Below are 19,688 nucleotides of genomic sequence, written 5' to 3'. Positions count from 1 at the left end.
GCCGTCGACGGGCCGGCCGGGAGGTGCGGGGGGCGGGGGGCGATTAGCGGTTTTTGAAGTTGGGCTTGCGCTTCTCGGCGAAGGCGCGGGGGCCTTCCTTGGAGTCCTCGGAGAGGAACACCGGGATGCCGTTGGCGGTGTCGGGCTTGAACGCTTCTTCCTCGTGCATCCCCTCGGTCTCGCGGATTGTCTTGAGGATCGCCTGCACGGCCAGGGGACCGTTGTTCTCGATGACCTCGGCAATCTCGAGCGCCTTGGTCAGCGCCTGTCCGTCGGGCACGACGTGGCCGATCAGGCCGATGTCCTTGGCTTCCGCGGCGGTGATGTGCCGTCCGGTCAGCAGCAGGTCGCACGCCACGGTGTAGGGAATCTGGCGGACCAGCCGGACGGCGGACCCGCCCATCGGATACAGGCTCCACTTCGCCTCGGAGATGCCGAATTTGGCGCTCTCACCGGCGACCCGGATGTCGGTGCCCTGCAGGATCTCGGTTCCTCCCGCGATGGCCGGCCCCTCGACGGCAGCGATCAGCGGCTTTTTCAGCCTGCGGCCTTTGAGTAAGGCATCGATTCGCGATGGGTCGTAGCTGCCGTCCTTGAACGACTCACCCGGTGGCTTCTGGGTCGCCGTTTTGAGGTCCATGCCCGCGCAGAAGTAGCCACCGGCGCCGGTCAGGATGCAGCAGCGGATGTCGTTGTCGTTGTCGACGCGGTCCCAGGCCTGGACCATGATTTCCATCATTTCCGTGCTTAGAGCGTTGCGGCGGTGCGGCCGATTCATGGTCACGATGAGGGTGTGACCACGCTGTTCCACCAGGGCATCGGCTTCAGAGGGCCCGGTTTCTCCGTTTTCAGTGTTTGCTGGGGTTCCGGCATTCTCCACGGACACGGCTACCGCCTTTCCCTCGACAATGGGCACGAGCTTGCCACGAAATGTAACACGTTCTAATTTGGTGGCCGTGGCCTTGAATATTGCCGATCTCGCAGAGCACGCCATCGACGCTGTGCCCGACCGTGTCGCCCTGATCTGCGGCGACGAGAAGTTGACCTATGCCCAGCTAGAGGAGAAGGCCAACCGCCTGGCCCACTACCTGATGGAGCAGGGGGTGAAAAAGGACGACAAGGTCGGGCTGTATTGCCGCAACCGCATCGAGATCGTCATCGCGATGCTCGGCATCGTCAAAGCGGGCGCCATCCTGGTGAACGTCAACTACCGCTACGTCGAGGGCGAGCTGCGCTACCTATTCGAGAATTCGGACATGGTCGCGCTGGTGCACGAGCGCCAGTACTCCGACCGGGTGGCCAACGTCTTGCCCGACACACCTGACGTCAAGACGATCCTGGTTGTCGAGGACGGCAGCGACGACGACTTCGCCCGCTACGGTGGCGTCGAATTCTATTCGGCGATCGCGCAGAGCTCGCCTGAGCGCGACTTCGGTGAGCGCAGCCCCGACGACATCTACCTGCTCTACACCGGGGGCACCACGGGCTTCCCGAAGGGCGTGATGTGGCGCCACGAGGACATCTACCGCGTGCTGTTCGGTGGAACCGACTTCGCCACAGGCGAATTCGTCAAGGACGAATACGACCTGGCCAAGGCCGCGGCGGCCAACCCGCCGATGATCCGCTACCCGATTCCGCCGATGATCCACGGCGCCACCCAATCGGCGACCTGGATGTCGATCTTCTCCGGCCAAACCACCGTGCTGGCACCGGAATTCAACTCCGACGAGGTGTGGCGCACGATCCACGACCATAAGGTGAACCTGCTGTTCTTCACCGGCGACGCGATGGCGCGACCGCTGCTCGACTCGCTGTTGGCCCACCAGGACAAGGGCGATGAGTACGACCTGTCGTCGCTGTTCCTGCTCGCCTCCACCGCGGCGCTGTTCTCGCCGAGCATCAAGGAGAAGTTCCTCGAGCTGCTGCCCAACCGGGTCATCACCGACTCCATCGGATCTTCGGAGACCGGATTCGGCGGCACCAGCATCGTCGCCAAGGACGCGCCGCACGCTGGTGGCCCGCGCGTGACGATCGACCACCGCACCGTCGTCCTGGACGAGGACGGCAACGAGGTCAAGCCGGGCTCGGGTGTGCGCGGCTTCATCGCGAAGAAGGGCAACATTCCCGTCGGTTACTACAAGGACGAGAAGAAGACCGCCGAGACGTTCAAGACCTTCAACGGCGTGCGGTACGCCATCCCCGGTGATTTCGCGACGGTCGAGGAGGACGGCACCGTCACGATGCTGGGCCGCGGCTCGGTGTCGATCAACAGCGGCGGCGAGAAGATCTACCCCGAGGAGGTCGAGGCCGCGCTCAAGGGCCACCCCGACGTCTTCGACGCCCTGGTGGTCGGCGTGCCCGACCCCCGGTATGGGCAGCACGTCGCCGCCGTCGTCCAGCCCCGGCCGGGCGCCCGGCCCGCGCTGTCGGATCTGGACAGCTTCGTGCGCTCAGAAATCGCGGGCTACAAGGTGCCCCGCAGCCTGTGGCTGGTCGACGAGGTCAAGCGGTCGCCCGCGGGCAAACCCGACTACCGGTGGGCCAAGGAGCAGACCGAGGCCCGCCCGGCTGACGACGTGCACGCAGCCCACGCCACTGCGTGATGCGCTAGGCCGCGCCGTGTGAGCGACTTCGTCAAGCACCGCGCGGGTGCGCCGGCCGGCTTCTTCGCCTGGGAAGCGGCAGGGCTGCAATGGCTTTGCGCCGTCGAAGGTGGCGTGCCGTGCGCCCAGGTCGTGTCCGTTGACGACGCGAGCCTGACCTTACGCCGCCTGGAATCCGTGAGTCCGAACCCCGAGGCCGCGCGCACGTTCGGCGGCCGGCTGGCCGTCACGCACGACGCGGGCGCCCCCGCGTTCGGTGCCGGACCGGACGGCTGGGACGGCCCGGCGTTCTTCGGGCCGCTGTCGCAACCGTTGCCGATGTCGCTGCGCCGGCATCGGAGCTGGGGCGAGTTCTACGCAGAGGAACGACTGGGTCCGATGGCAGAACTCGCGGCTCCGCGGCTCGACGCCGCCACGCGCGACGCCGTCGACTCCGTCGCGGCGCGTTGCCGTGCGGGCGATTTCGACGACGACGACCGGCCGGCCCGGCTGCACGGCGACCTATGGAGTGGGAACGTGATGTGGACGCCCGACGGTGTCGTGCTGATCGACCCGGCGGCACACGCGGGCCACCGCGAGACCGACCTGGCGATGCTCGCGCTGTTCGGCTGTCCGCACTACGACGCCGTGATCGACGGCTACCAGCGGGTGCGGCCGCTGCGGGCCGGGTGGCGCGGGCGCGCCGGCCTGCACCAACTGTTCCCACTGCTGGCGCACGTCGTCTTGTTCGGCGGCGGGTATGCGCAGCAGGCCCATGCCTGCGCGCACACGGCGCTGACCCTCTGACATCGGCGGTCCGCCGGGTCGGTCTAGAGTCCAATCGCATGACGATCGATGTCTGGATGCAGCATCCGACCGCGCGGTTTCTGCGCAGCGACATGCTCGCATCGCTGCGGCGGTGGACCGGCGGGACGATCCCCGACACCGACATCCCGATCGAGGCGACCCTGGCGTCGATGGACGCCGGGGGCGTGGAATTGGGTGTGCTCAGCGCCTGGCGCGGCCCGGCCGGAGAGGACCTGGTCTCCAACGACGAGGTGGCGCAATGGGTTGCCGCGCACCCGAACCGGCTGGCCGGCCTGGCCACCGTCGACCTGGATCGCCCGATGGAAGCCGTCCGTGAGCTCCGGCGCCGGATAGCCGACGGCTTCATCGGCCTGCGGGTGGTGCCGTGGTTGTGGAATGCCCCGCCCACCGATCGCCGCTACTATCCGCTGTTCGCCCAGTGCGTTGAATCCGGCGTGCCGTTCTGTACCCAGGTCGGTCATACCGGCCCGTTGCGACCGTCGGAAACCGGACGGCCGATCCCCTACATCGACCAGGTGGCACTCGACTTCCCGGAGCTGGTGATCGTCTGCGGCCACGTCGGCTATCCCTGGACCGAGGAGATGGTGGCGGTGGCCCGCAAGCACGAAAACGTCTACATAGATACCTCGGCGTACACGATCAAGCGGCTGCCCGACGAACTCGTGCGGTTCATGAAGACCGGTACCGGGCAACGAAAAGTATTGTTCGGCACCAATTATCCGATGATCACTCACGAGCATGCGTTGGCGGGACTGGACGCCCTCGGGCTGTCCGACGAAGCTCGCCGAGATTTCCTGCGCGGCAACGCCGAACGAATCTTCCGACTGGAGGCAATGAAGTGAACGGTGCCCAGGCCCTGATCAACACCCTCGTCGACGGCGGCGTCGACGTGTGTTTCGCCAATCCGGGCACGTCGGAGATGCACTTCGTGGCCGCGCTGGATGCCGTCCCGCGCATGCGCGGCGTGCTGGCGTTGTTCGAGGGGGTGGCCACCGGCGCGGCCGACGGCTATGCGCGCATCGCCGATCGCCCTGCCGCGGTGCTGCTGCACCTGGGCCCCGGACTGGGCAACGGCCTGGCCAACCTGCACAACGCGCGTCGCGCGCGGGTGCCGATGGTGGTGGTTGTCGGCGACCACGCCACGTATCACAAAAAGTACGATGCCCCATTGGAATCCGACATCGACGCGCTCGCCGGCAGCGTTTCGGGATGGGTGCGCCGAACCGGTGACGCCTCCCAGGTCTCCGCCGATGCGGTCGAGGGCATCGCGGCCAGCCGGTGGGGTTCGCAGATCTCGACGCTGATCCTGCCCGCCGACGTGTCGTGGTCCGATGGGGCCCAGCTGTTCTCCAACCTGGAGGCACAACCGACCGGCGCCGATCCGATGCTGGCCCCCGAGGTCCTCGAGGTCCTTCGCTCCGGTGAGCCCACAGTGATCATGGTGGGCGGCGACGCCACCCGCCGTGCGGGGCTGGCGGCGGCCACCCGCATTGCGGCGGCGACGGGTGCCCGCGTGCTGTGCGAGACCTTCCCGACGCGGCTGGAGCGCGGCGCCGGCGTCCCCGCGGTCGACCGGCTCGCGTATTTCGCCGAGGCCGCCACCGCTCAACTGAACGGCGCCAAGCATCTGGTGCTGGCCGGCGCCAAATCGCCGGTGTCGTTCTTCGCCTACCCCAACATGCCCAGCGATCTGGTACCGGCTGGCTGCGAGGTGCACGTGCTCGCCGAATACACCGGCGCCGCAAATGCTTTGATCACCCTGGCTGATGCGCTCGCCCCCGGCACCGAAGCGCCGGGGGCGAGCGCATCGCGCCCACAGCTGCCGACGGGCGCGCTGACCTCCGCGTCGGCCGCGGACGTGATCGGGGCGCTGCTGCCCGAAGACGCGATCGTGGTCGACGAGTCGAATACGTCGGGCCTGCTACTTGCGGGGGCCACCGCCGGAGCGCCGGCGCACGACTGGCTGACCCTCACCGGCGGGGCGATCGGCTACGGCATCCCGGCGGCGGTCGGCGCCGCGGTGGCCGCGCCGCATCGTCCGGTGCTGTGTCTGGAATCCGACGGTTCGGCGATGTACACGATTTCGGGATTGTGGACCCAGGCCCGCGAGAATCTCGACGTGACCACCGTGGTGTACAACAACAGCGCCTATGACATCCTCCGAATCGAGCTGCAACGCGTCGGCGCCGGGTCGACGCCCGGGCCTGAAGCGCTCGCATTGCTCGATCTGTCGGATCCCACAATGGATTTCGTGAAGATCAGCGAGGGCATGGGGGTGCAGGCCCGGCGTGTTACCACCGCCGAGGAATTGGCCGATGCGTTGCGCGCCGCCTTCGCCGAACCCGGGCCGCATCTGATCGACGCCGTGGTTCCGTCAATAACGGGCTAGGGTCGGCAGCCGGCTCAGCAGCCAATCCGTCATCGTATTGACCACCTCGACGCCCGTCTCGAAAGCGCCGTCGTCCGCGTCCGCCGCGAGTGCCACCCCCCATTGGCCGGATGGCGTGGGAACGATGCCGAACTGGCGAACCAGGTACCCGCCGTGGGCGCCTGGACCCCAACCACCTTTTGCGGCAAGGCCTTTCGCGGCCAGCCCCCATTGATCGTCGGCGACCAGCCGTTGCATCAGGTCGATCACTTCGACGGCGTCGGCGATGGTCGACAGCTCCGCGGCGAATCGCGCTTGCCGCTGCAGGCTCCACTGGGTTTGACCGAAAGCGGTGAACCCGCGGCGAAGTCGTCGTGATTCGACCACGGTCGCGGTGTCGCCCCCTTCGGCGACCACGGCCTGAACCCGCCGTGCAGCCTCCGTCGGCTCACCCAACTGCGACCACAACTGTTCGGAGGCGTGATTGTCGGATTCGGTGATGGCTTTCACGGCTAAGTCGCGGGCGCCCAGCCAATCGTCGCGCAACGCCGCTATCGCCAGGGGCACCTTGATGGTCGACCATGCCACGCCCGACCACCAGGCGCCCAGCGAGAAGGTTCTGTCCGGGCGGGCGATCGCGATGCCGACGTTGGCCGGCACTGCGGCGGAGAGCTGTTCGAAGCTCGCCTCCAGCGCGAGTTCGAGAGGCCGTGCGGTCATGCGGTGGCTTCGCTTTCGGCACGCGCGATGCTGACACCGGCGACCGGCGCATCCAGCATCGCGTCTCCCCGCTGCGTCACATTCGTTGCCGCCCCGCGCTCATACGTGTGCCGGGTAATCATCAGCCACCCAGGGCCGAACCGGCGAGCACTTCGCGGATTTTCATCAAGCGCTGAGTTTACTGCTACGACGGCGTATCCGGCCGCAACGCCGGCGCCCGGCTTTAACGGCGGATCTTCCACACCGGGTCGCCGCAGTCGACGCCCTGAGCGGCCAGCTGCCGCTTGAGCACCTTGAAGGTCACCGTCCGCGGGAGTTCGGCGCTGACCCGCACATAGGACGGCCATTGTTTGGGTCCCAGGTCGGGCTGCTCGGCCAAAAAAGCCCGGAACTTCTCGTCATCGAACTCGGCGCCGGGCGCCAGCACCAAGGCGGCCATCACCTGGTCACCGACTATCGGGTCCGGCACCGGGTAGACCGCGACCTCGGTGACGTCGGGATTGCGCAGCAACACCCGTTCGATCGGCGCCGCGCCAAGGTTTTCGCCGTCGACACGCATCCAATCACCCAGCCGCCCAGCGAAGTACGCGTAGCCGGCGTCGTCGCGGTAGGCCAGATCACCGCTGTGGTACACCCCGCCGGCCATCCGCTCTGCCTCGGCCGCCACGTCGTTGTAGTAACCCTCGAAACGTCCCGGCCCCGCGGTGTTGACCAGTTCGCCAACCACACCCGGCGGGCATGACGAGCCGGTATCGGGATCGATGATGTCAATGCCGTCGGGAAGCGGACCGAGTGAACCCGCCGGCGTATCGGGCGTGCGCGCGATGGCCACACCACCTTCGGTGGAGCCGAACCCGTCCTGCACCACACACCCGAACCTGCGGCCGAAGCGCTCGATGTCGTCGGGTACGCCCTCATTTCCGTAGACCGCCCGCAGCGGGTTATCCGCGTCATCAGGCCGCTCCGGCGTGGCGAGCACATATGAAAGTGGCTTTCCCACGTAATTCGCGTAAGTGACACCGTAGCGACGCACATCGACGATGAAGTTCGAGGCGGAGAACTTGCGCCGCAACGCCATTGAGCCCGTGCAGGCGGCCGCCACCGCCCAGCCGACCAGCACCGCATTGGAATGGAACAGCGGCATCGACACGTAGCAGACGTCGTCGCTGCCGAGACCGAAGCGCTGTGTCATCGTCACGCCGGCGATCGCGACCTTGCCGTGGCTGCACTTGACCGCCTTGGGCTCGCCGCTGGTGCCCGACGTGAAGATCAACATGAAAAGATCCGACGGCGAGGCCGGCTGAAAAGCGATCTGCGCGTCGCTATGCGCCGCCACCTCGTCGGCCCATTCGGGCGAGTCGGCGTTCAGGTGCTCGATGTCGCCCAGCGTCTCAGACGACTTCGAGTCGGCGAGCACCAATTGGCAATCGGCCCGGGCGATGTCGCGCCGCAGCGCCTCGCCGCGGCGCACCGGGTTCAGCCCCACCGGCACGATCCCCGATAGCCCCGCGGCGACCAGCATCGCCGAAAAGAACGGCGTGTTCTCCAGCAGCACGCCGACATGCGGTGGCCGGCCGGGGTCCAGCCGCGCACGCAACGTCGCGGCGATCGCGGCACCGTGCCGCAGGTGATCGCGCCAGCTGGTGAACGAGTCCTCGAAGAAGATACCCCGATCGTCGATTTCGGTCAGCGGCGCCAGCAGCCTGGTGACCGTCAGTTCATCGGTGAGCTCCATTGCGCCTAAGCGGGTGTCTCGGCCAGCTCCCGGCCGATGCGGCGCAGTTGTCCGGTGGCACCGCCCAGGGCGAACTCGATCTGCTTGGCGGCCAGGAAGTAGCGGTGCGCGGGGTGGTCGGTGTCGACGCCGACACCGCCGTGCACGTGCACGATGGTGTGCGCCACCCGGTGGCCGGCGTCCGCCGCCCAGAATGCCGCACTGGCGACGTCGATCTCGGCCGGAATGTCCTCCGAGACCCGCCAGGCCGCCTGCGTGAGGGTGAGCCGCAGTCCCTTGACGTCGATGTAGCCGTCGGCCAGTCGCTGCGACACCGCCTGGAAGCTGCCGATAGGGCGGTCGAACTGCTCGCGCTCGCGCGCGTATTCGGCCGTCATCTGCAGGCCCCGCTCGAGCACACCGAGCTGGAAAGCGCTGCGGCCCAGAGTCCCCAGCGTGCCGAGCCACGTCACGACCTCGGCGCCGCCGACCCTGCGACTCTCGTCCACCTGGGTCCCATCCAGCGTGAGATGCCCGACGCAGCCCAGGCCCGTGGTTTCCAGCGCGGTCACCGTGACGCCGGGATCGTCGGAGGCGACCAGGAAAACCGCCGTGCCGGACTCCGTTTCGGCCGGAACCAGGAACGCGTCGGCCACCGGGCCAAAGCCGACTTGGGTGCGGGTTCCGGTCAGCCGGTAGCCGGAGCCGGCGGCGGCCGCCTCTACCGGGCCCTCACCCATCTCGCCGTCGAGGGCCGGGGTGAGCGTCTTCTCGCCGCTGACCGCGGGCACGCCCCAGCTTTGTTGCAGCTCTTCGGAACCGAAGCGGGCCAGCGCTCCGGCGCCCAGCACCACCGACTCCAGGTAGGGCACCGCGGCCAGCTGGCGTCCCAGCGCGACCAGGATCGCGATCTGCTCGAGCGCCCCGAAGCCGTCTCCGCCAAGCGATGAGGCCGACGCCGATGACAGGATGCCGGCGTCGATCAGCTTGCGCCACAAGTCGCGGTCGAACCGCTGATCGAGCCCGTCGAGCTCACGCTGATGCTCGGGTGTACATACCGAGCCGACGATGGTGTCGACCAGGTTGCCGAGGTCGTTGGCCGCTTCGGTTGTGGTGAAATCCATGAACGTCCGTCCTTCTATTGCGTAGCGGCTCAGCGATTGCGGGGCAGACCGAGGGCGACCATGCCGATGATGTCGCGCTGCACTTCGTTGGTGCCGCCGCCGAAGGTCAGGATGAGGCAGGCCCGGTGCATGCGCTCGACCCGGCCGCGCAGCAGCGAGCCCGGTGAATTCTGGCGCACCGTCGCCGCGGTACCGAGCACCTCCATCAGCAGCCGGTACGCCTCGGTGGCCAGCTCGGTGCCGTACACCTTGGCCGCCGACGCGTCGGCGGGCGAGAGGGCTTCGCTTGCCGCCGAAGCCAGTTCCCAGTTGATCAGCTTGAGCACTTCGGCCTTGGCGTGCACGCGGGCCAGGTTGATCTGCACCCACTCGGAGTCGATCAGCCGGGCGCCTCCGGCGTCCTTGGTGTTCTGCGCCCATTCGCGAACCTCGCGCAGGGCCAAGAAGATCGGCTGCGGCGAGACGAGTGCGACCCGCTCATGGTTGAGCTGGTTGGTCACCAGTTTCCAGCCGCCGTTCTCCTCGCCGATCAGGTTGGTCACCGGGACACGCACGTCGGAGTAGTAGGTCGCGCTGGTGTCCACGCCGGCCATGGTGTGCACCGGCGTCCAGGAAAAGCCCTCGGCGGTCGTCGGCACGGTCAGCATCGAAATGCCGCGGTGCTTCTTGGCCTCAGGGTTGGTGCGCACCGCCAGCCAGACCCAGTCCGCGTAGGCGATCAGGCTGGTCCACATCTTCTGGCCGTTGATGACGTAGTCGTCACCGTCACGCACCGCGGTGGTGCGCAGGTTGGCTAGGTCGGTGCCGGCACCGGGCTCGGAGTAGCCGATGGAGAAGTGCAGTTCGCCGGCCGCGATCTTGGGCAGGAAGAACTTCTTCTGTTCCTCGGTGCCGAATGCCATGATGGTCGGCGCCACGCTGTTGATGGTCAGGAAAGGTACCGGCACGCCCGCAATGGCGGCCTCGTCGGTGAAGATCAGCGAGTCCATCGGAGAGCGATCCTGGCCGCCGTACTCCGCGGGCCAATTCAGGGTGAGCCACCCGTCTTTGCCCATCTGCGCGACGGTATCGCGGTACGCGGTGCCGGTCCCGACCTCGCCCTGGGTCGAGGTCAGCGCCTCGCGACGCTCAGGCGTCATGAGTTTGGTGAAGTACGACCGCAGCTCGCGACGCAGCTCCTCCTGTTCCGGGGTGTAACTGATGCGCATTTCGGCCGTCCTTCAAGTCAACGACGTTCGGAGTAACAAGCCTCGTCACAGGCTGCAGCTCGACCAACGGCTACCCGTTCGTCTTCCCGGTTGTAACACGTTCTAGTCTGGGAATCCAGCGACCGTTTCCCCAGGGGTGTCAGGGTCCTATGGTGGAGCTACATACTGATGAGGCGAGTCCTCTAGGTGAAGGCCAGGTTCAAGGAGGGTGCTGTGCGGGTGATCGTGGACCGTGACCGGTGCGAAGGTAACGCAGTGTGCTTGGGAATTGCCCCAGACATCTTCGACCTGGACGACGACGACTACGCCGTGGTCAAGCTCGACCCGATTCCCACCGATCAGGAACAACTGGCGGAGCAGGCGATCGCCGAATGCCCGCGCGCCGCGCTTCAGCGCGGCGACTAATCCGAGCCCAGAGTGCGTGAGCCGAAACTAGAGGTATTCATAAATTGACTAGCAGCACGAACGCGACCGATCTCTCCGGAAAGGTCGCGGTGGTGACCGGTGCGGCCGCGGGCCTGGGACGCGCCGAGGCGCTGGGCCTGGCCCGCCAGGGTGCCACCGTCGTCGTCAACGACATCGCCGCGGCGTTGGATGCCTCCGACGTCATCGACGAGATCAGCTCGGCCGGTTCGAAGGCCGTCGCTGTGGCAGGCGACATCAGCGAACGCGCCACCGCCGACGAACTAGTTGCTCAGGCCGACTCACTCGGTGGCCTGGACATCGTGATCAACAACGCCGGGATCACCCGCGACCGGATGCTTTTCAACATGTCCGACGAGGAGTGGGATCTTGTCATCGCCGTGCACTTGCGCGGTCACTTCCTGCTGACCCGCAACGCGGCGACCTACTGGCGTGCCAAGGCCAAGGACGCCGGCGGTCAGGTTTTCGGCCGCATCGTCAACACCGCTTCGGAGGCCGGTCTGGTCGGGCCGGTCGGGCAGGCGAACTACGGCGCCGCCAAGGCGGGCATCATTTCGCTCACCCTGACGGCCGCACGGGCATTGGGCCGCTACGGGGTACGCGCCAACGCCATCTGCCCCCGCGCGCGCACCGCGATGACGGCCGACGTATTCGGCGACGCGCCCGAGGTGGACGCGGGCAACGTGGACCCGTTGTCACCCGAACACGTGGTCAGTCTGGTGAAGTTCCTGTCGTCCCCGGCGGCCGCCGAGGTGAACGGTCAGGTGTTCATCGTCTACGGTCCGCAGGTGACGCTGGTCGCCGCCCCGACCGTGGAGCGCAAATTCAGCGCCGATGGTGCCGCTTGGGACCCCGCGCAGCTTAGTTCAACACTGCAGGAATACTTTGCTGGCCGTGATCCTGAGCACAATTTTTCCGCTGGTGCGCTGATGGAGCAATAAGCCGCTGAAACTTGGTTGCCCGGGCGGAATCGCCAGGTAGAACGTGTGTCAGTTTTACCCGGGCCAAGTGCTTCTGACCTGGCGAATTACAGTTCGGATAAAGAAGTCTTGTTCATTGACACGGTGAACTTGTTCTGGGTTAATATGATCCGGCTCACACCGAGCCAGGTGCGACCCTAGACGACGCAAAGGCCAGACATAGACTTCGCCGAGACCAAACCGAGGGGGGAACCGCGTTGAGGGAACAACTTGCGGTTCCCGCCCGCGCCGTCGGCGGATTCTTTGAAATGATGATGGACACCGGCCGGGCGGCTTTCCGCCGGCCGTTTCAATTCGGTGAGTTTCTCGAGCAGACGTGGATGATCGCGCGAGTGTCGCTGGTCCCGACGCTGCTGGTATCCATCCCGTTCACCGTCCTGGTGGCCTTTACCCTCAACATCCTGCTGCGCGAAATCGGCGCGGCCGACCTGTCCGGCGCCGGGACGGCATTCGGCACCATCACCCAGCTTGGCCCCGTGGTGACCGTGCTCGTCGTGGCCGGTGCCGGCGCCACGGCGATCTGTGCCGACCTCGGCGCCCGCACCATCCGCGAAGAGATCGACGCGATGCGGGTGCTCGGCATCGACCCGATCCAGCGGCTGGTGGTACCCCGCGTGCTGGCCTCCACGGTAGTGGCCCTGCTGCTCAATGGATTGGTATGCGCCATCGGCCTTTCCGGTGGCTACGTGTTCTCCGTGTTCCTGCAGGGCGTCAACCCCGGCGCGTTCATCAACGGACTGACCGTGCTCACCGGGCTGCGCGAGCTGGTGCTGGCCGAAGTCAAGGCGCTGCTGTTCGGCGTGATGGCCGGCATGGTGGGCTGCTACCGCGGCCTGACAGTCAAGGGCGGGCCCAAGGGAGTCGGTAACGCGGTCAACGAAACCGTGGTCTACGCCTTCATATGTCTGTTCGTGATCAATGTGGTGATGACCGCTATCGGCGTGCGAATCTCGGCGAAGTGATGGGACGGGTAAGCACGCGATGAGTTATGACTTCACGTATCGGCTGCGCAATATCGCCTCGCGGCTGCAAGAACCCGTTGACGACTTCGGCGAGCAAGCGTTGTTCTACGGCCAGACCATGCGGTATGTCCCGAATGCGCTCACCCGCTACCGCAAGGAGACCGTCCGGCTGATCGCCGAGATGACAATGGGCGCGGGAGCGCTCGTCATGATCGGCGGCACGGTCGGTGTGGCCGCGTTCTTGACCCTGGCCTCCGGCGGTGTCATTGCCGTGCAGGGGTATTCGTCGCTGGGCAACATCGGCATCGAGGCGCTGACGGGATTCCTGTCGGCATTTTTGAACGTCCGGGTAGTCGCCCCGGTGATCGCCGGTATCGCGCTGGCCGCCACCATCGGTGCCGGCGCCACCGCCCAATTGGGTGCGATGCGTGTCTCCGAGGAGATCGATGCCGTCGAATGCATGGCGGTGCACTCGGTCTCCTATCTGGTGTCGACCCGCCTGATTGCCGGCCTCATCGCGATCATCCCGCTGTACTCGCTGTCGGTGCTGGCCGCGTTCTTCGCAGCACGCTTCACCACGGTGTACATCAACGGGCAGTCAAAAGGCCTCTACGACCACTACTTCAATACGTTCCTGATCCCGTCCGACCTGTTGTGGTCGTTCCTGCAGGCGATCGTCATGTCCATCGCGGTCATGCTCGTTCATACCTTTTACGGCTACAACGCCCACGGTGGACCGGTCGGTGTCGGGATTGCGGTCGGCCAGGCCGTGCGGACTTCGCTGATCGTCGTGGTCGTCATCACTTTGTTCATCTCGCTCGCGGTGTATGGGGCGTCCGGTAACTTCAACCTCTCCGGATAAGAGGACCGCTCAAGGGACATGGCAGACACAGACGCGCGACGCGCAACCGTCCGGCTGGCAGCAGCGGTACTGGCCGGCCTGCTGGTGGCTTTCGCTGTGCTGACCTATCTTTCCTACACAGCCGCCTTCGCATCGATCGACACCGTCACGGTGTCGGCGCCCCGCGCCGGGCTGGTGATGGAGAAGGGCGCCAAGGTCAAATACCGGGGCATCCAGATCGGCAAGGTCGAAGCCATCGACTATTCCGGTGACCAGGCGCGGCTGACGCTGGGCATCAACAGCGACGACATGCATTTCATCCCGTCCAACGCGACGGTGCGCCTGGCGGGTAACACCATCTTCGGTGCCAAGGCGGTGGAATTCATTGCGCCGCAGGCTCCATCGCCGACCTCGCTCCGTCCGGATGCACACGTGGCGGCCTCTTCGGTGCAGCTGGAAGTCAACACGTTGTTCCAGTCGTTGATGGACCTCCTGCACAAGGTGGACCCCGTGGAACTCAACGGCACGCTGAGCGCGTTCGCGGAAGGCCTGCGCGGCCACGGCGACGACCTGGGCGGCATCCTGTCGGGCTTGAACACGCTCACGCGCCAGGCGAATCCGAAGCTGCCCGCGCTGCAGGAGGACTTCCGCAAGACCGCGGTGGTGGCCAACGTATACGCCGACGCCGCGCCGGACCTGACCACCGCGGTCGACAACCTGCCGACGATCGACAAGACCGTCGTCGACCAGCAAAAGAACCTCGACAGCACGCTGTTGGCCACCATCGGGCTGTCGAACAACGCCTATGACACCCTGGCGCCGGCCGAACAGGACTTCATCGACGCCATCAACCGGCTGCGGGCCCCGCTCAAAGTGGCCGCAGACTACTCGCCGGAATTCGGCTGTCTGTTCGCCGGAATCGAGCGTGGCATCAAGGAATTCGCCCCGCTGCTCGGGGTTCGCAAGGCCGGCCTGTTCACCTCGTCGAGCTTCGTGCTGGGCGCGCCGTCGTACACCTATCCGGAATCGCTGCCGATCGTGAACGCGTCCGGCGGACCGAACTGCCGCGGCTTGCCCGACATCCCGACCAAGCAGACCGGCGGATCGTTCTACCGGGCGCCATTCCTGGTGACCGACAACGCGAACATCCCTTACGAGCCGTTCACCGAGCTGCAGTTCGACGCGCCCTCCACGCTGCAGTTCTTGTTCCACGGCGCCTTCGCGGAACGGGACGACTTCTGATGGCGGCCTCGGGGATGCCGTCGCATCGCGAGATGATGACCAAGGTCAGCATCTTCGCGGTGGCCATGCTGCTGGTGTCCGCGGGGCTGGTGGTGGTATTCGGCGACTTCCGCTTCGGCCCCGAAAGCACCTACCACGCAACGTTCACCAACGTGTCACGGCTGAAGTCCGGGCAGAAGGTGCGGATCGCCGGAGTTCCGGTCGGCGCGGTGTCGGGCATCAAGCTCAACCCCGACAACACCATCGACGTGAAGTTCGGGGTCGACAAGCGCTACACCCTTTATTCATCCACGCGCGCGGTGATCCGCTACGAAAACCTGGTCGGCGATCGATTCTTAGAGATCACGTCGGGCCCCGGGGAGCTGCGAAAGTTGCCGGCCGGCGGAACCATCAACAGCCAACACACCCAGCCCGCACTCGATCTCGACGCGCTGCTGGGTGGACTGCGACCGGTGCTCAAAGGTCTCGACGCCGACAAGGTCAATACCATCAGCAGCGCGGTCATTCAGTTGCTGCAGGGCCAGGGCGGGGCGTTGTCGAACGTGCTGGCCGACACCAGCGCGTTCTCCTCGGCGCTGGGCCAGCGCGACCAGCTCATCGGTGACGTGATCAACAACCTCAACACGGTGCTGACCACCGTGGACCAACGCAGCGCACAATTCTCGGCCAGCGTCGACCAGCTGCAACAACTGATCACCGGGCTGGCCCAGCACAAGGACGACATCGCCGGTGCCATCCCACCGCTGGCGTCGACGACGACGGATCTGACGCAACTGCTGAAGAATTCGCGCCGTCCACTGCAAGGCATCCTGGAGAACACCCGCCCGCTGGCGACCGAACTGGACAACCGCAAGGCGGAGGTGAACAACGACATCGAGCAGCTGGGCGAGGACTATCTGCGGCTGGCCGCGCTGGGCGCCTACGGGTCGTTCTTCAACATCTATTTCTGCTCCGTGACGATCAAGATCAACGGCCCGGCCGGCAGCGACATCCTGCTACCGCTTGGTGGCCAGGTGGATCCCAGCAAGGGGAGGTGCTCTTTTGTCAAGTAACGCAAGGCATGAGCGCGACCCACTGCGCACCGGCATCTTCGGCGTGGTGTTGGTGGTGTGTGTAGTGCTCATTGCGTTCGGCTACGCCGGACTACCGTTCTGGCCGCAGGGCAAGATCTACGACGCCTACTTCACCGACGCCGGCGGCATCAATCCCGGCAACGCCGTTTACGTTTCGGGCTTCAAGGTCGGCAAGGTGACCTCGGTGGGTCTGGCCGGCGACAGCGCCAAAATCAGCTTCAGCGTCGACCGTCACGTCGCCGTCGGTGACCAGTCGCTGGCCTCGATCCGCACCGATACCATCCTCGGTGAGCGGTCCATCTCGGTGACCCCGGCCGGTGGCGGCAAGGCGACCTCCATCCCGCTCAGCCGCACGACGACGCCGTACACGCTCGCCGGTGCGCTCGAGGATCTGGGGCAGAACGCCAACAACCTGGACAAGCCGCAGTTCGAGAAGGCGTTGAACGTACTGACCGACACGCTGCACGACGCCACCCCGCAGCTGCGCGGTGCGCTCGACGGCGTGACCTCCCTGTCGCGCACCCTGGACCGCCGCGACGAGGCGCTGCAAAGCCTGCTGGCGCATGCGAAGTCGGTCACCGGCGTGTTGTCCCAACGCGCCGAGCAGGTCAACAAACTGGTCGATGACGGCAACGAGCTGTTCGCGGCCCTCGACGAACGACGGGCCGCCCTGGCCCAGCTGATCTCGGGGATCCAGGGCCTCTCGACACAGATCTCCGGCTTCGTCGCCGACAACCGCAAGGAATTCGGACCGGCTCTGAACAAACTCAACGACGTGCTGTCCAACCTCAACGAGCGCCGCGACTACATCGCCGAGGCCCTCAAGCGGCTGCCCACCTACGCCACCGAGCTGGGTGAGGTGGTTGGTTCGGGCCCCGGATTCAACGTCAACGTCTACGGCGTGATCCCGGCACCGCTGCTTGCCACCATGTTCGACTTCTTCTACCAGCCCGGCAAGATGCCTGCCAGCCTCGCAGATTACCTGCGCGGCCTGATTCAGGAACGCTGGATCATCAGGCCGAAGTCACCATGATGCAGCGGATCCTCGGCAGCCGGGGGCTGCGCTACGCCACCATCATCGCGCTTGTCGCGGTGCTGGTGGGTGGCGTGTATGTGCTGACGTCACAAGGGAATAACCGCAAGATCGTCGGCTACTTCGCCTCTGCAGTCGGCTTGTACCCCGGTGACCAGGTCCGCATCCTCGGTGTCCCGGTCGGCACCATCGACACGATCGATCCCCGGCCGTCCGACGTCAAGATCACCATGTCGGTGAGCAAGGACGTGAAGATCCCGAAGGACGCCAAGGCGATCATCATATCGCCAAACCTGGTGGCGGCCAGGTTCATTCAACTGACACCGGCGTACACCGGCGGCCCGGTGCTGGCCGACGGTGCGAGCATCGGCCCGGACCGCACCGCGGTCCCGGTGGAGTGGGACGAGGTCAAGGAGTCGCTGACCCAGCTGGCCGTGCAACTGGGCCCCACGGCCGGATCGATGCAGGGACCGTTGGGCGCGGCGATCAACCAGGCCGCGGACACCTTCGACGGCAAGGGCGAGTCGTTTCACAACGCCTTGCGTGAGCTCTCGCAAGCCGCTGGGCGGCTGGGGGATTCGCGCGGCGACATTTTCGGCACGGTGAAAAACCTACAGGTGGTCGTCAACGCGCTCTCGTCCAGCAACGAGCAGATCGTCCAGTTCGCCGGCAACGTCGCCTCGGTATCACAAGTGCTCGCCGACAGCTCGCGCCACCTCGACACCACGCTGGGCACCCTCAACGTAGCGCTGTCGGACATCCGGGGTTTCCTGCACGAAAACAACTCGACGATCATCGATACGGTCAACAACCTCAACGATTTGGCGAAGACGTTGAGCGACCAGAGCGACAACATCGAGCAGGTGCTGCACGTGGCGGGCCCGGGTATCGCCAACTTCTACAACATCTATGACCCCGCACAGGGCACGCTGAACGGCCTGCTGTCGATACCCGAATTCGCCAACCCCGTGCAGTTCATCTGCGGTGGATCCTTTGAGACCGCCGGCGGACCCCGGGCACCCGACTACTTCAAGCGCGCCGAACTCTGCCGTGAGCGGCTGGGACCCGTGCTGCGCCGGCTCACCGTGAACTACCCGCCGCTGATGTTCCACCCGCTGAACACGATCACGGCGTACAAGGGCCAGATCATCTACGACACTCCGGAGACACAGGCCAAGGCGGCCACCCCGGTACCGCAGCTGACCTGGATCCCGGCCAAGGGTGCTCAGACGCAGCCGGCCGCTCAGAACCCGGCGGATCTGCAAGCCCTGCTGGTCCCGACGGCCCCGCAGGCCGCTCCCGCGCCGGGCCAACCGGCCCCGGCCGGCGCCGCACCGGCGCCGGGCCCCGCTCCCGGAAGCGCGTTTGGTCCGCGGCCGGGTCCGCCTCCCAGCCAGGGGCCCGCCGGCCCGGCGGCCGACTTGGGGGGTGGCGGATGAACCGGATGTGGTTGCGCGCCAGCGCGTTGGCGACGGGCGCCGTGCTGCTGGCCGGCTGCCAATTCAACGGATTGAACTCGTTGGCGATGCCCGGTACCGCCGGCCACGGCAGCGGCGCCTACTCGATCACCGTCGAACTGCCCGACGTCGCGACGCTGCCGCAGAACTCTCCGGTCATGGTGGACGACGTCACCGTCGGCAGTGTCGCCGGCATCTCGGCCGAACAGCGGGCCGACGGATCATTCTATGCGGCAGTGAAATTGGCGCTCGACAAGAACGTCGTGTTGCCCGCGAACTCGACCGCGACTGTCGCACAGACCTCGCTGCTCGGTTCGATGCACATCGACCTGGCTCGGCCGAAGGACAAGCCGGCCGTCGGCAAGCTGAAGGACGGGTCGAAGATCGCGGAGGCCAACACCGGTCGCTATCCCACCACCGAAGAAGTGCTGTCGGCGCTCGGCGTGGTGGTGAACAAGGGCAATGTCGGTGCCCTGGAAGAGATCACCGATGAGACCTATCGTGCGGTCGCCGGGCGGCAGGATCAGTTCGTCGACCTGGTTCCGCGGCTCGCGGAACTGACCTCCGGACTGAACCGCCAGGTTAACGACATCATCGATGCGGTAGACGGATTGAACCGATTCTCCGCGGCCCTGGCGCACGACAAGGACAACCTGGGCCGGGCGCTGGACACGCTGCCCGAAGCGATTCGCGTGCTGAACAAGAATCGCGACCACATCGTCGAGGCCTTCGGTGCGCTGCACAAACTCGCGAATGTCACGTCGAACATCCTGGCAAAGACCAAAGTGGACTTCGCCGCCGATTTGAAGGACCTGTACTCGGTGGTCAAGGCGCTCAACGACAACCGGAGGAACTTCGTCACCTCGCTGCAACTGTTGCTGACGTTCCCGTTCCCCAACTTCGGCATCAAGCAGGCGGTGCGTGGCGACTACCTCAACGTCTTCAGCACCTTCGACCTCACCCTGCGCCGCCTCGGTGAAACCTTCTTCACCACGGCGTATTTCGATCCGAACATGGCCCACATGAACGAGATCCTCAATCCGCCGGACTTCTTGACCGGCGAGATGGCCAATCTGTCCGGACAGGCCGCGGACCCGTTCAAGATTCCGCCCGGCACGGCTTCAGGACAGTAG

At 66.0% G+C, this 19,688-nt stretch carries 19 protein-coding genes; 13 read left to right on the top strand and 6 right to left on the bottom strand.

Going from position 1 to position 19,688, the window contains the following annotated elements; translation table 11 throughout:
• Positions 1 to 43: 43 nt before the first annotated feature.
• Complete coding sequence (locus A5686_RS22135) at positions 44 to 916, bottom strand: crotonase/enoyl-CoA hydratase family protein (RefSeq protein ID WP_231986453.1); 873 nt, start codon at positions 914 to 916, stop codon at positions 44 to 46.
• A gap of 34 nt (positions 917 to 950) precedes the next feature.
• Here A5686_RS22135 and A5686_RS22130 point away from each other — a divergent pair, with 34 nt between their 5' ends.
• The 4 genes from A5686_RS22130 to A5686_RS22115 are packed head-to-tail and all read left to right on the top strand — an operon-like array spanning position 951 to position 5,799.
• Positions 951 to 2,603 (top strand): acyl-CoA synthetase, encoded by a 1,653-nt coding sequence (locus A5686_RS22130; RefSeq protein WP_067938665.1) that lies wholly within the window; start codon positions 951 to 953, stop codon positions 2,601 to 2,603.
• Between the two features lie 18 nt (positions 2,604 to 2,621).
• Positions 2,622 to 3,389 carry a fructosamine kinase family protein gene (locus tag A5686_RS22125; protein ID WP_067938663.1) on the top strand — a complete coding sequence of 256 codons (768 nt, stop codon included), beginning with the start codon at positions 2,622 to 2,624 and terminating at the stop codon, positions 3,387 to 3,389.
• Positions 3,390 to 3,427: 38 nt separating this feature from the next.
• Positions 3,428 to 4,252: an amidohydrolase family protein gene (locus A5686_RS22120; protein ID WP_067938660.1), complete on the top strand. Its 825-nt coding sequence runs from the start codon at positions 3,428 to 3,430 to the stop codon at positions 4,250 to 4,252.
• Positions 4,249 to 5,799, top strand: a complete 1,551-nt coding sequence (locus A5686_RS22115) for an acetolactate synthase large subunit (RefSeq protein ID WP_067938658.1) — start codon at positions 4,249 to 4,251, stop codon at positions 5,797 to 5,799. The genes A5686_RS22120 and A5686_RS22115 overlap by 4 nt, the downstream gene beginning before the upstream one ends.
• Here A5686_RS22115 and A5686_RS22110 read toward each other — a convergent pair.
• The 5 genes from A5686_RS22110 to A5686_RS22095 form a co-directional block, all read right to left on the bottom strand.
• Positions 5,785 to 6,498 carry a serine hydrolase gene (locus tag A5686_RS22110; RefSeq protein WP_067938656.1) on the bottom strand — a complete coding sequence of 238 codons (714 nt, stop codon included), beginning with the start codon at positions 6,496 to 6,498 and terminating at the stop codon, positions 5,785 to 5,787. The genes A5686_RS22115 and A5686_RS22110 overlap by 15 nt on opposite strands.
• Positions 6,495 to 6,620, bottom strand: a complete 126-nt coding sequence (locus A5686_RS28245) for a hypothetical protein (protein WP_255405050.1) — start codon at positions 6,618 to 6,620, stop codon at positions 6,495 to 6,497. The genes A5686_RS22110 and A5686_RS28245 overlap by 4 nt, the downstream gene beginning before the upstream one ends.
• 101 nt (positions 6,621 to 6,721) lie before the next feature.
• The gene (gene fadD17, locus A5686_RS22105) at positions 6,722 to 8,233 is read right to left on the bottom strand and encodes a long-chain-fatty-acid--CoA ligase FadD17 (protein WP_067938654.1); all 1,512 of its coding nucleotides are present in this window, start codon (positions 8,231 to 8,233) and stop codon (positions 6,722 to 6,724) included.
• 5 nt (positions 8,234 to 8,238) lie between these two features.
• Positions 8,239 to 9,336 (bottom strand): acyl-CoA dehydrogenase family protein, encoded by a 1,098-nt coding sequence (locus A5686_RS22100; RefSeq protein WP_067938653.1) that lies wholly within the window; start codon positions 9,334 to 9,336, stop codon positions 8,239 to 8,241.
• A 29-nt stretch (positions 9,337 to 9,365) separates the two neighbouring features.
• Positions 9,366 to 10,544, bottom strand: coding sequence for an acyl-CoA dehydrogenase (locus A5686_RS22095; RefSeq protein WP_067938651.1), 1,179 nt, complete (start codon positions 10,542 to 10,544; stop codon positions 9,366 to 9,368).
• A 213-nt stretch (positions 10,545 to 10,757) separates the two neighbouring features.
• On the opposite strand from A5686_RS22095, the gene A5686_RS22090 reads away from it, so the two are divergent.
• From A5686_RS22090 to A5686_RS22050, 9 genes are all read left to right on the top strand, one after another.
• A complete protein-coding gene (locus A5686_RS22090; RefSeq protein WP_067938674.1) occupies positions 10,758 to 10,949 on the top strand; it encodes a ferredoxin in 192 nt (63 codons plus the stop codon).
• A 44-nt stretch (positions 10,950 to 10,993) separates the two neighbouring features.
• Positions 10,994 to 11,908 carry a 3-oxoacyl-ACP reductase gene (locus A5686_RS22085; RefSeq protein WP_067938649.1) on the top strand — a complete coding sequence of 305 codons (915 nt, stop codon included), beginning with the start codon at positions 10,994 to 10,996 and terminating at the stop codon, positions 11,906 to 11,908.
• A gap of 236 nt (positions 11,909 to 12,144) precedes the next feature.
• A complete protein-coding gene (locus tag A5686_RS22080; protein WP_067938647.1) occupies positions 12,145 to 12,909 on the top strand; it encodes an ABC transporter permease in 765 nt (254 codons plus the stop codon).
• Positions 12,910 to 12,928: 19 nt separating this feature from the next.
• Complete coding sequence (locus A5686_RS22075; protein ID WP_067938646.1) at positions 12,929 to 13,771, top strand: ABC transporter permease; 843 nt, start codon at positions 12,929 to 12,931, stop codon at positions 13,769 to 13,771.
• Positions 13,772 to 13,789: 18 nt separating this feature from the next.
• On the top strand, positions 13,790 to 14,992 hold the full coding sequence (locus A5686_RS22070; RefSeq protein WP_067938644.1) for an MCE family protein: 1,203 nt from the start codon (positions 13,790 to 13,792) through the stop codon (positions 14,990 to 14,992).
• Entirely contained in the window at positions 14,992 to 16,044 is a 1,053-nt protein-coding gene (locus A5686_RS22065; protein ID WP_067938642.1) for a virulence factor Mce family protein, read from the top strand. Before A5686_RS22070 ends, A5686_RS22065 begins: the two co-directional genes overlap by 1 nt.
• Complete coding sequence (locus A5686_RS22060; protein WP_067938640.1) at positions 16,034 to 17,098, top strand: virulence factor Mce family protein; 1,065 nt, start codon at positions 16,034 to 16,036, stop codon at positions 17,096 to 17,098. The genes A5686_RS22065 and A5686_RS22060 overlap by 11 nt, the downstream gene beginning before the upstream one ends.
• Complete coding sequence (locus A5686_RS22055) at positions 17,095 to 18,537, top strand: virulence factor Mce family protein (RefSeq protein WP_067938638.1); 1,443 nt, start codon at positions 17,095 to 17,097, stop codon at positions 18,535 to 18,537. The genes A5686_RS22060 and A5686_RS22055 overlap by 4 nt, the downstream gene beginning before the upstream one ends.
• Positions 18,534 to 19,688: a virulence factor Mce family protein gene (locus tag A5686_RS22050; protein WP_067938636.1), complete on the top strand. Its 1,155-nt coding sequence runs from the start codon at positions 18,534 to 18,536 to the stop codon at positions 19,686 to 19,688. The genes A5686_RS22055 and A5686_RS22050 overlap by 4 nt, the downstream gene beginning before the upstream one ends.

The organism is Mycobacterium sp. E2479, assembly GCF_001667925.1.
Classification (GTDB): domain Bacteria; phylum Actinomycetota; class Actinomycetes; order Mycobacteriales; family Mycobacteriaceae; genus Mycobacterium.
This window is presented reverse-complemented; position numbering and strand designations above follow the sequence as displayed.

What these genes read in the sequence shown, in the direction of transcription:
- A5686_RS22120 (WP_067938660.1), top strand. Translation starts at nt 3,428, where the DNA reads ATGACGATCGATGTCTGGATGCAGCATCCGACCGCGCGGTTTCTGCGC.
- A5686_RS22110 (WP_067938656.1), bottom strand. Translation starts at nt 6,498, where the DNA reads ATGACCGCACGGCCTCTCGAACTCGCGCTGGAGGCGAGCTTCGAACAG.
- A5686_RS28245 (WP_255405050.1), bottom strand. Translation starts at nt 6,620, where the DNA reads ATGATTACCCGGCACACGTATGAGCGCGGGGCGGCAACGAATGTGACG.
- fadD17 (WP_067938654.1), bottom strand. Translation starts at nt 8,233, where the DNA reads ATGGAGCTCACCGATGAACTGACGGTCACCAGGCTGCTGGCGCCGCTG.
- A5686_RS22100 (WP_067938653.1), bottom strand. Translation starts at nt 9,336, where the DNA reads ATGGATTTCACCACAACCGAAGCGGCCAACGACCTCGGCAACCTGGTC.
- A5686_RS22095 (WP_067938651.1), bottom strand. Translation starts at nt 10,544, where the DNA reads ATGCGCATCAGTTACACCCCGGAACAGGAGGAGCTGCGTCGCGAGCTG.
- A5686_RS22075 (WP_067938646.1), top strand. Translation starts at nt 12,929, where the DNA reads ATGAGTTATGACTTCACGTATCGGCTGCGCAATATCGCCTCGCGGCTG.
- A5686_RS22070 (WP_067938644.1), top strand. Translation starts at nt 13,790, where the DNA reads ATGGCAGACACAGACGCGCGACGCGCAACCGTCCGGCTGGCAGCAGCG.
- A5686_RS22065 (WP_067938642.1), top strand. Translation starts at nt 14,992, where the DNA reads ATGGCGGCCTCGGGGATGCCGTCGCATCGCGAGATGATGACCAAGGTC.
- A5686_RS22055 (WP_067938638.1), top strand. Translation starts at nt 17,095, where the DNA reads ATGATGCAGCGGATCCTCGGCAGCCGGGGGCTGCGCTACGCCACCATC.
- A5686_RS22050 (WP_067938636.1), top strand. Translation starts at nt 18,534, where the DNA reads ATGAACCGGATGTGGTTGCGCGCCAGCGCGTTGGCGACGGGCGCCGTG.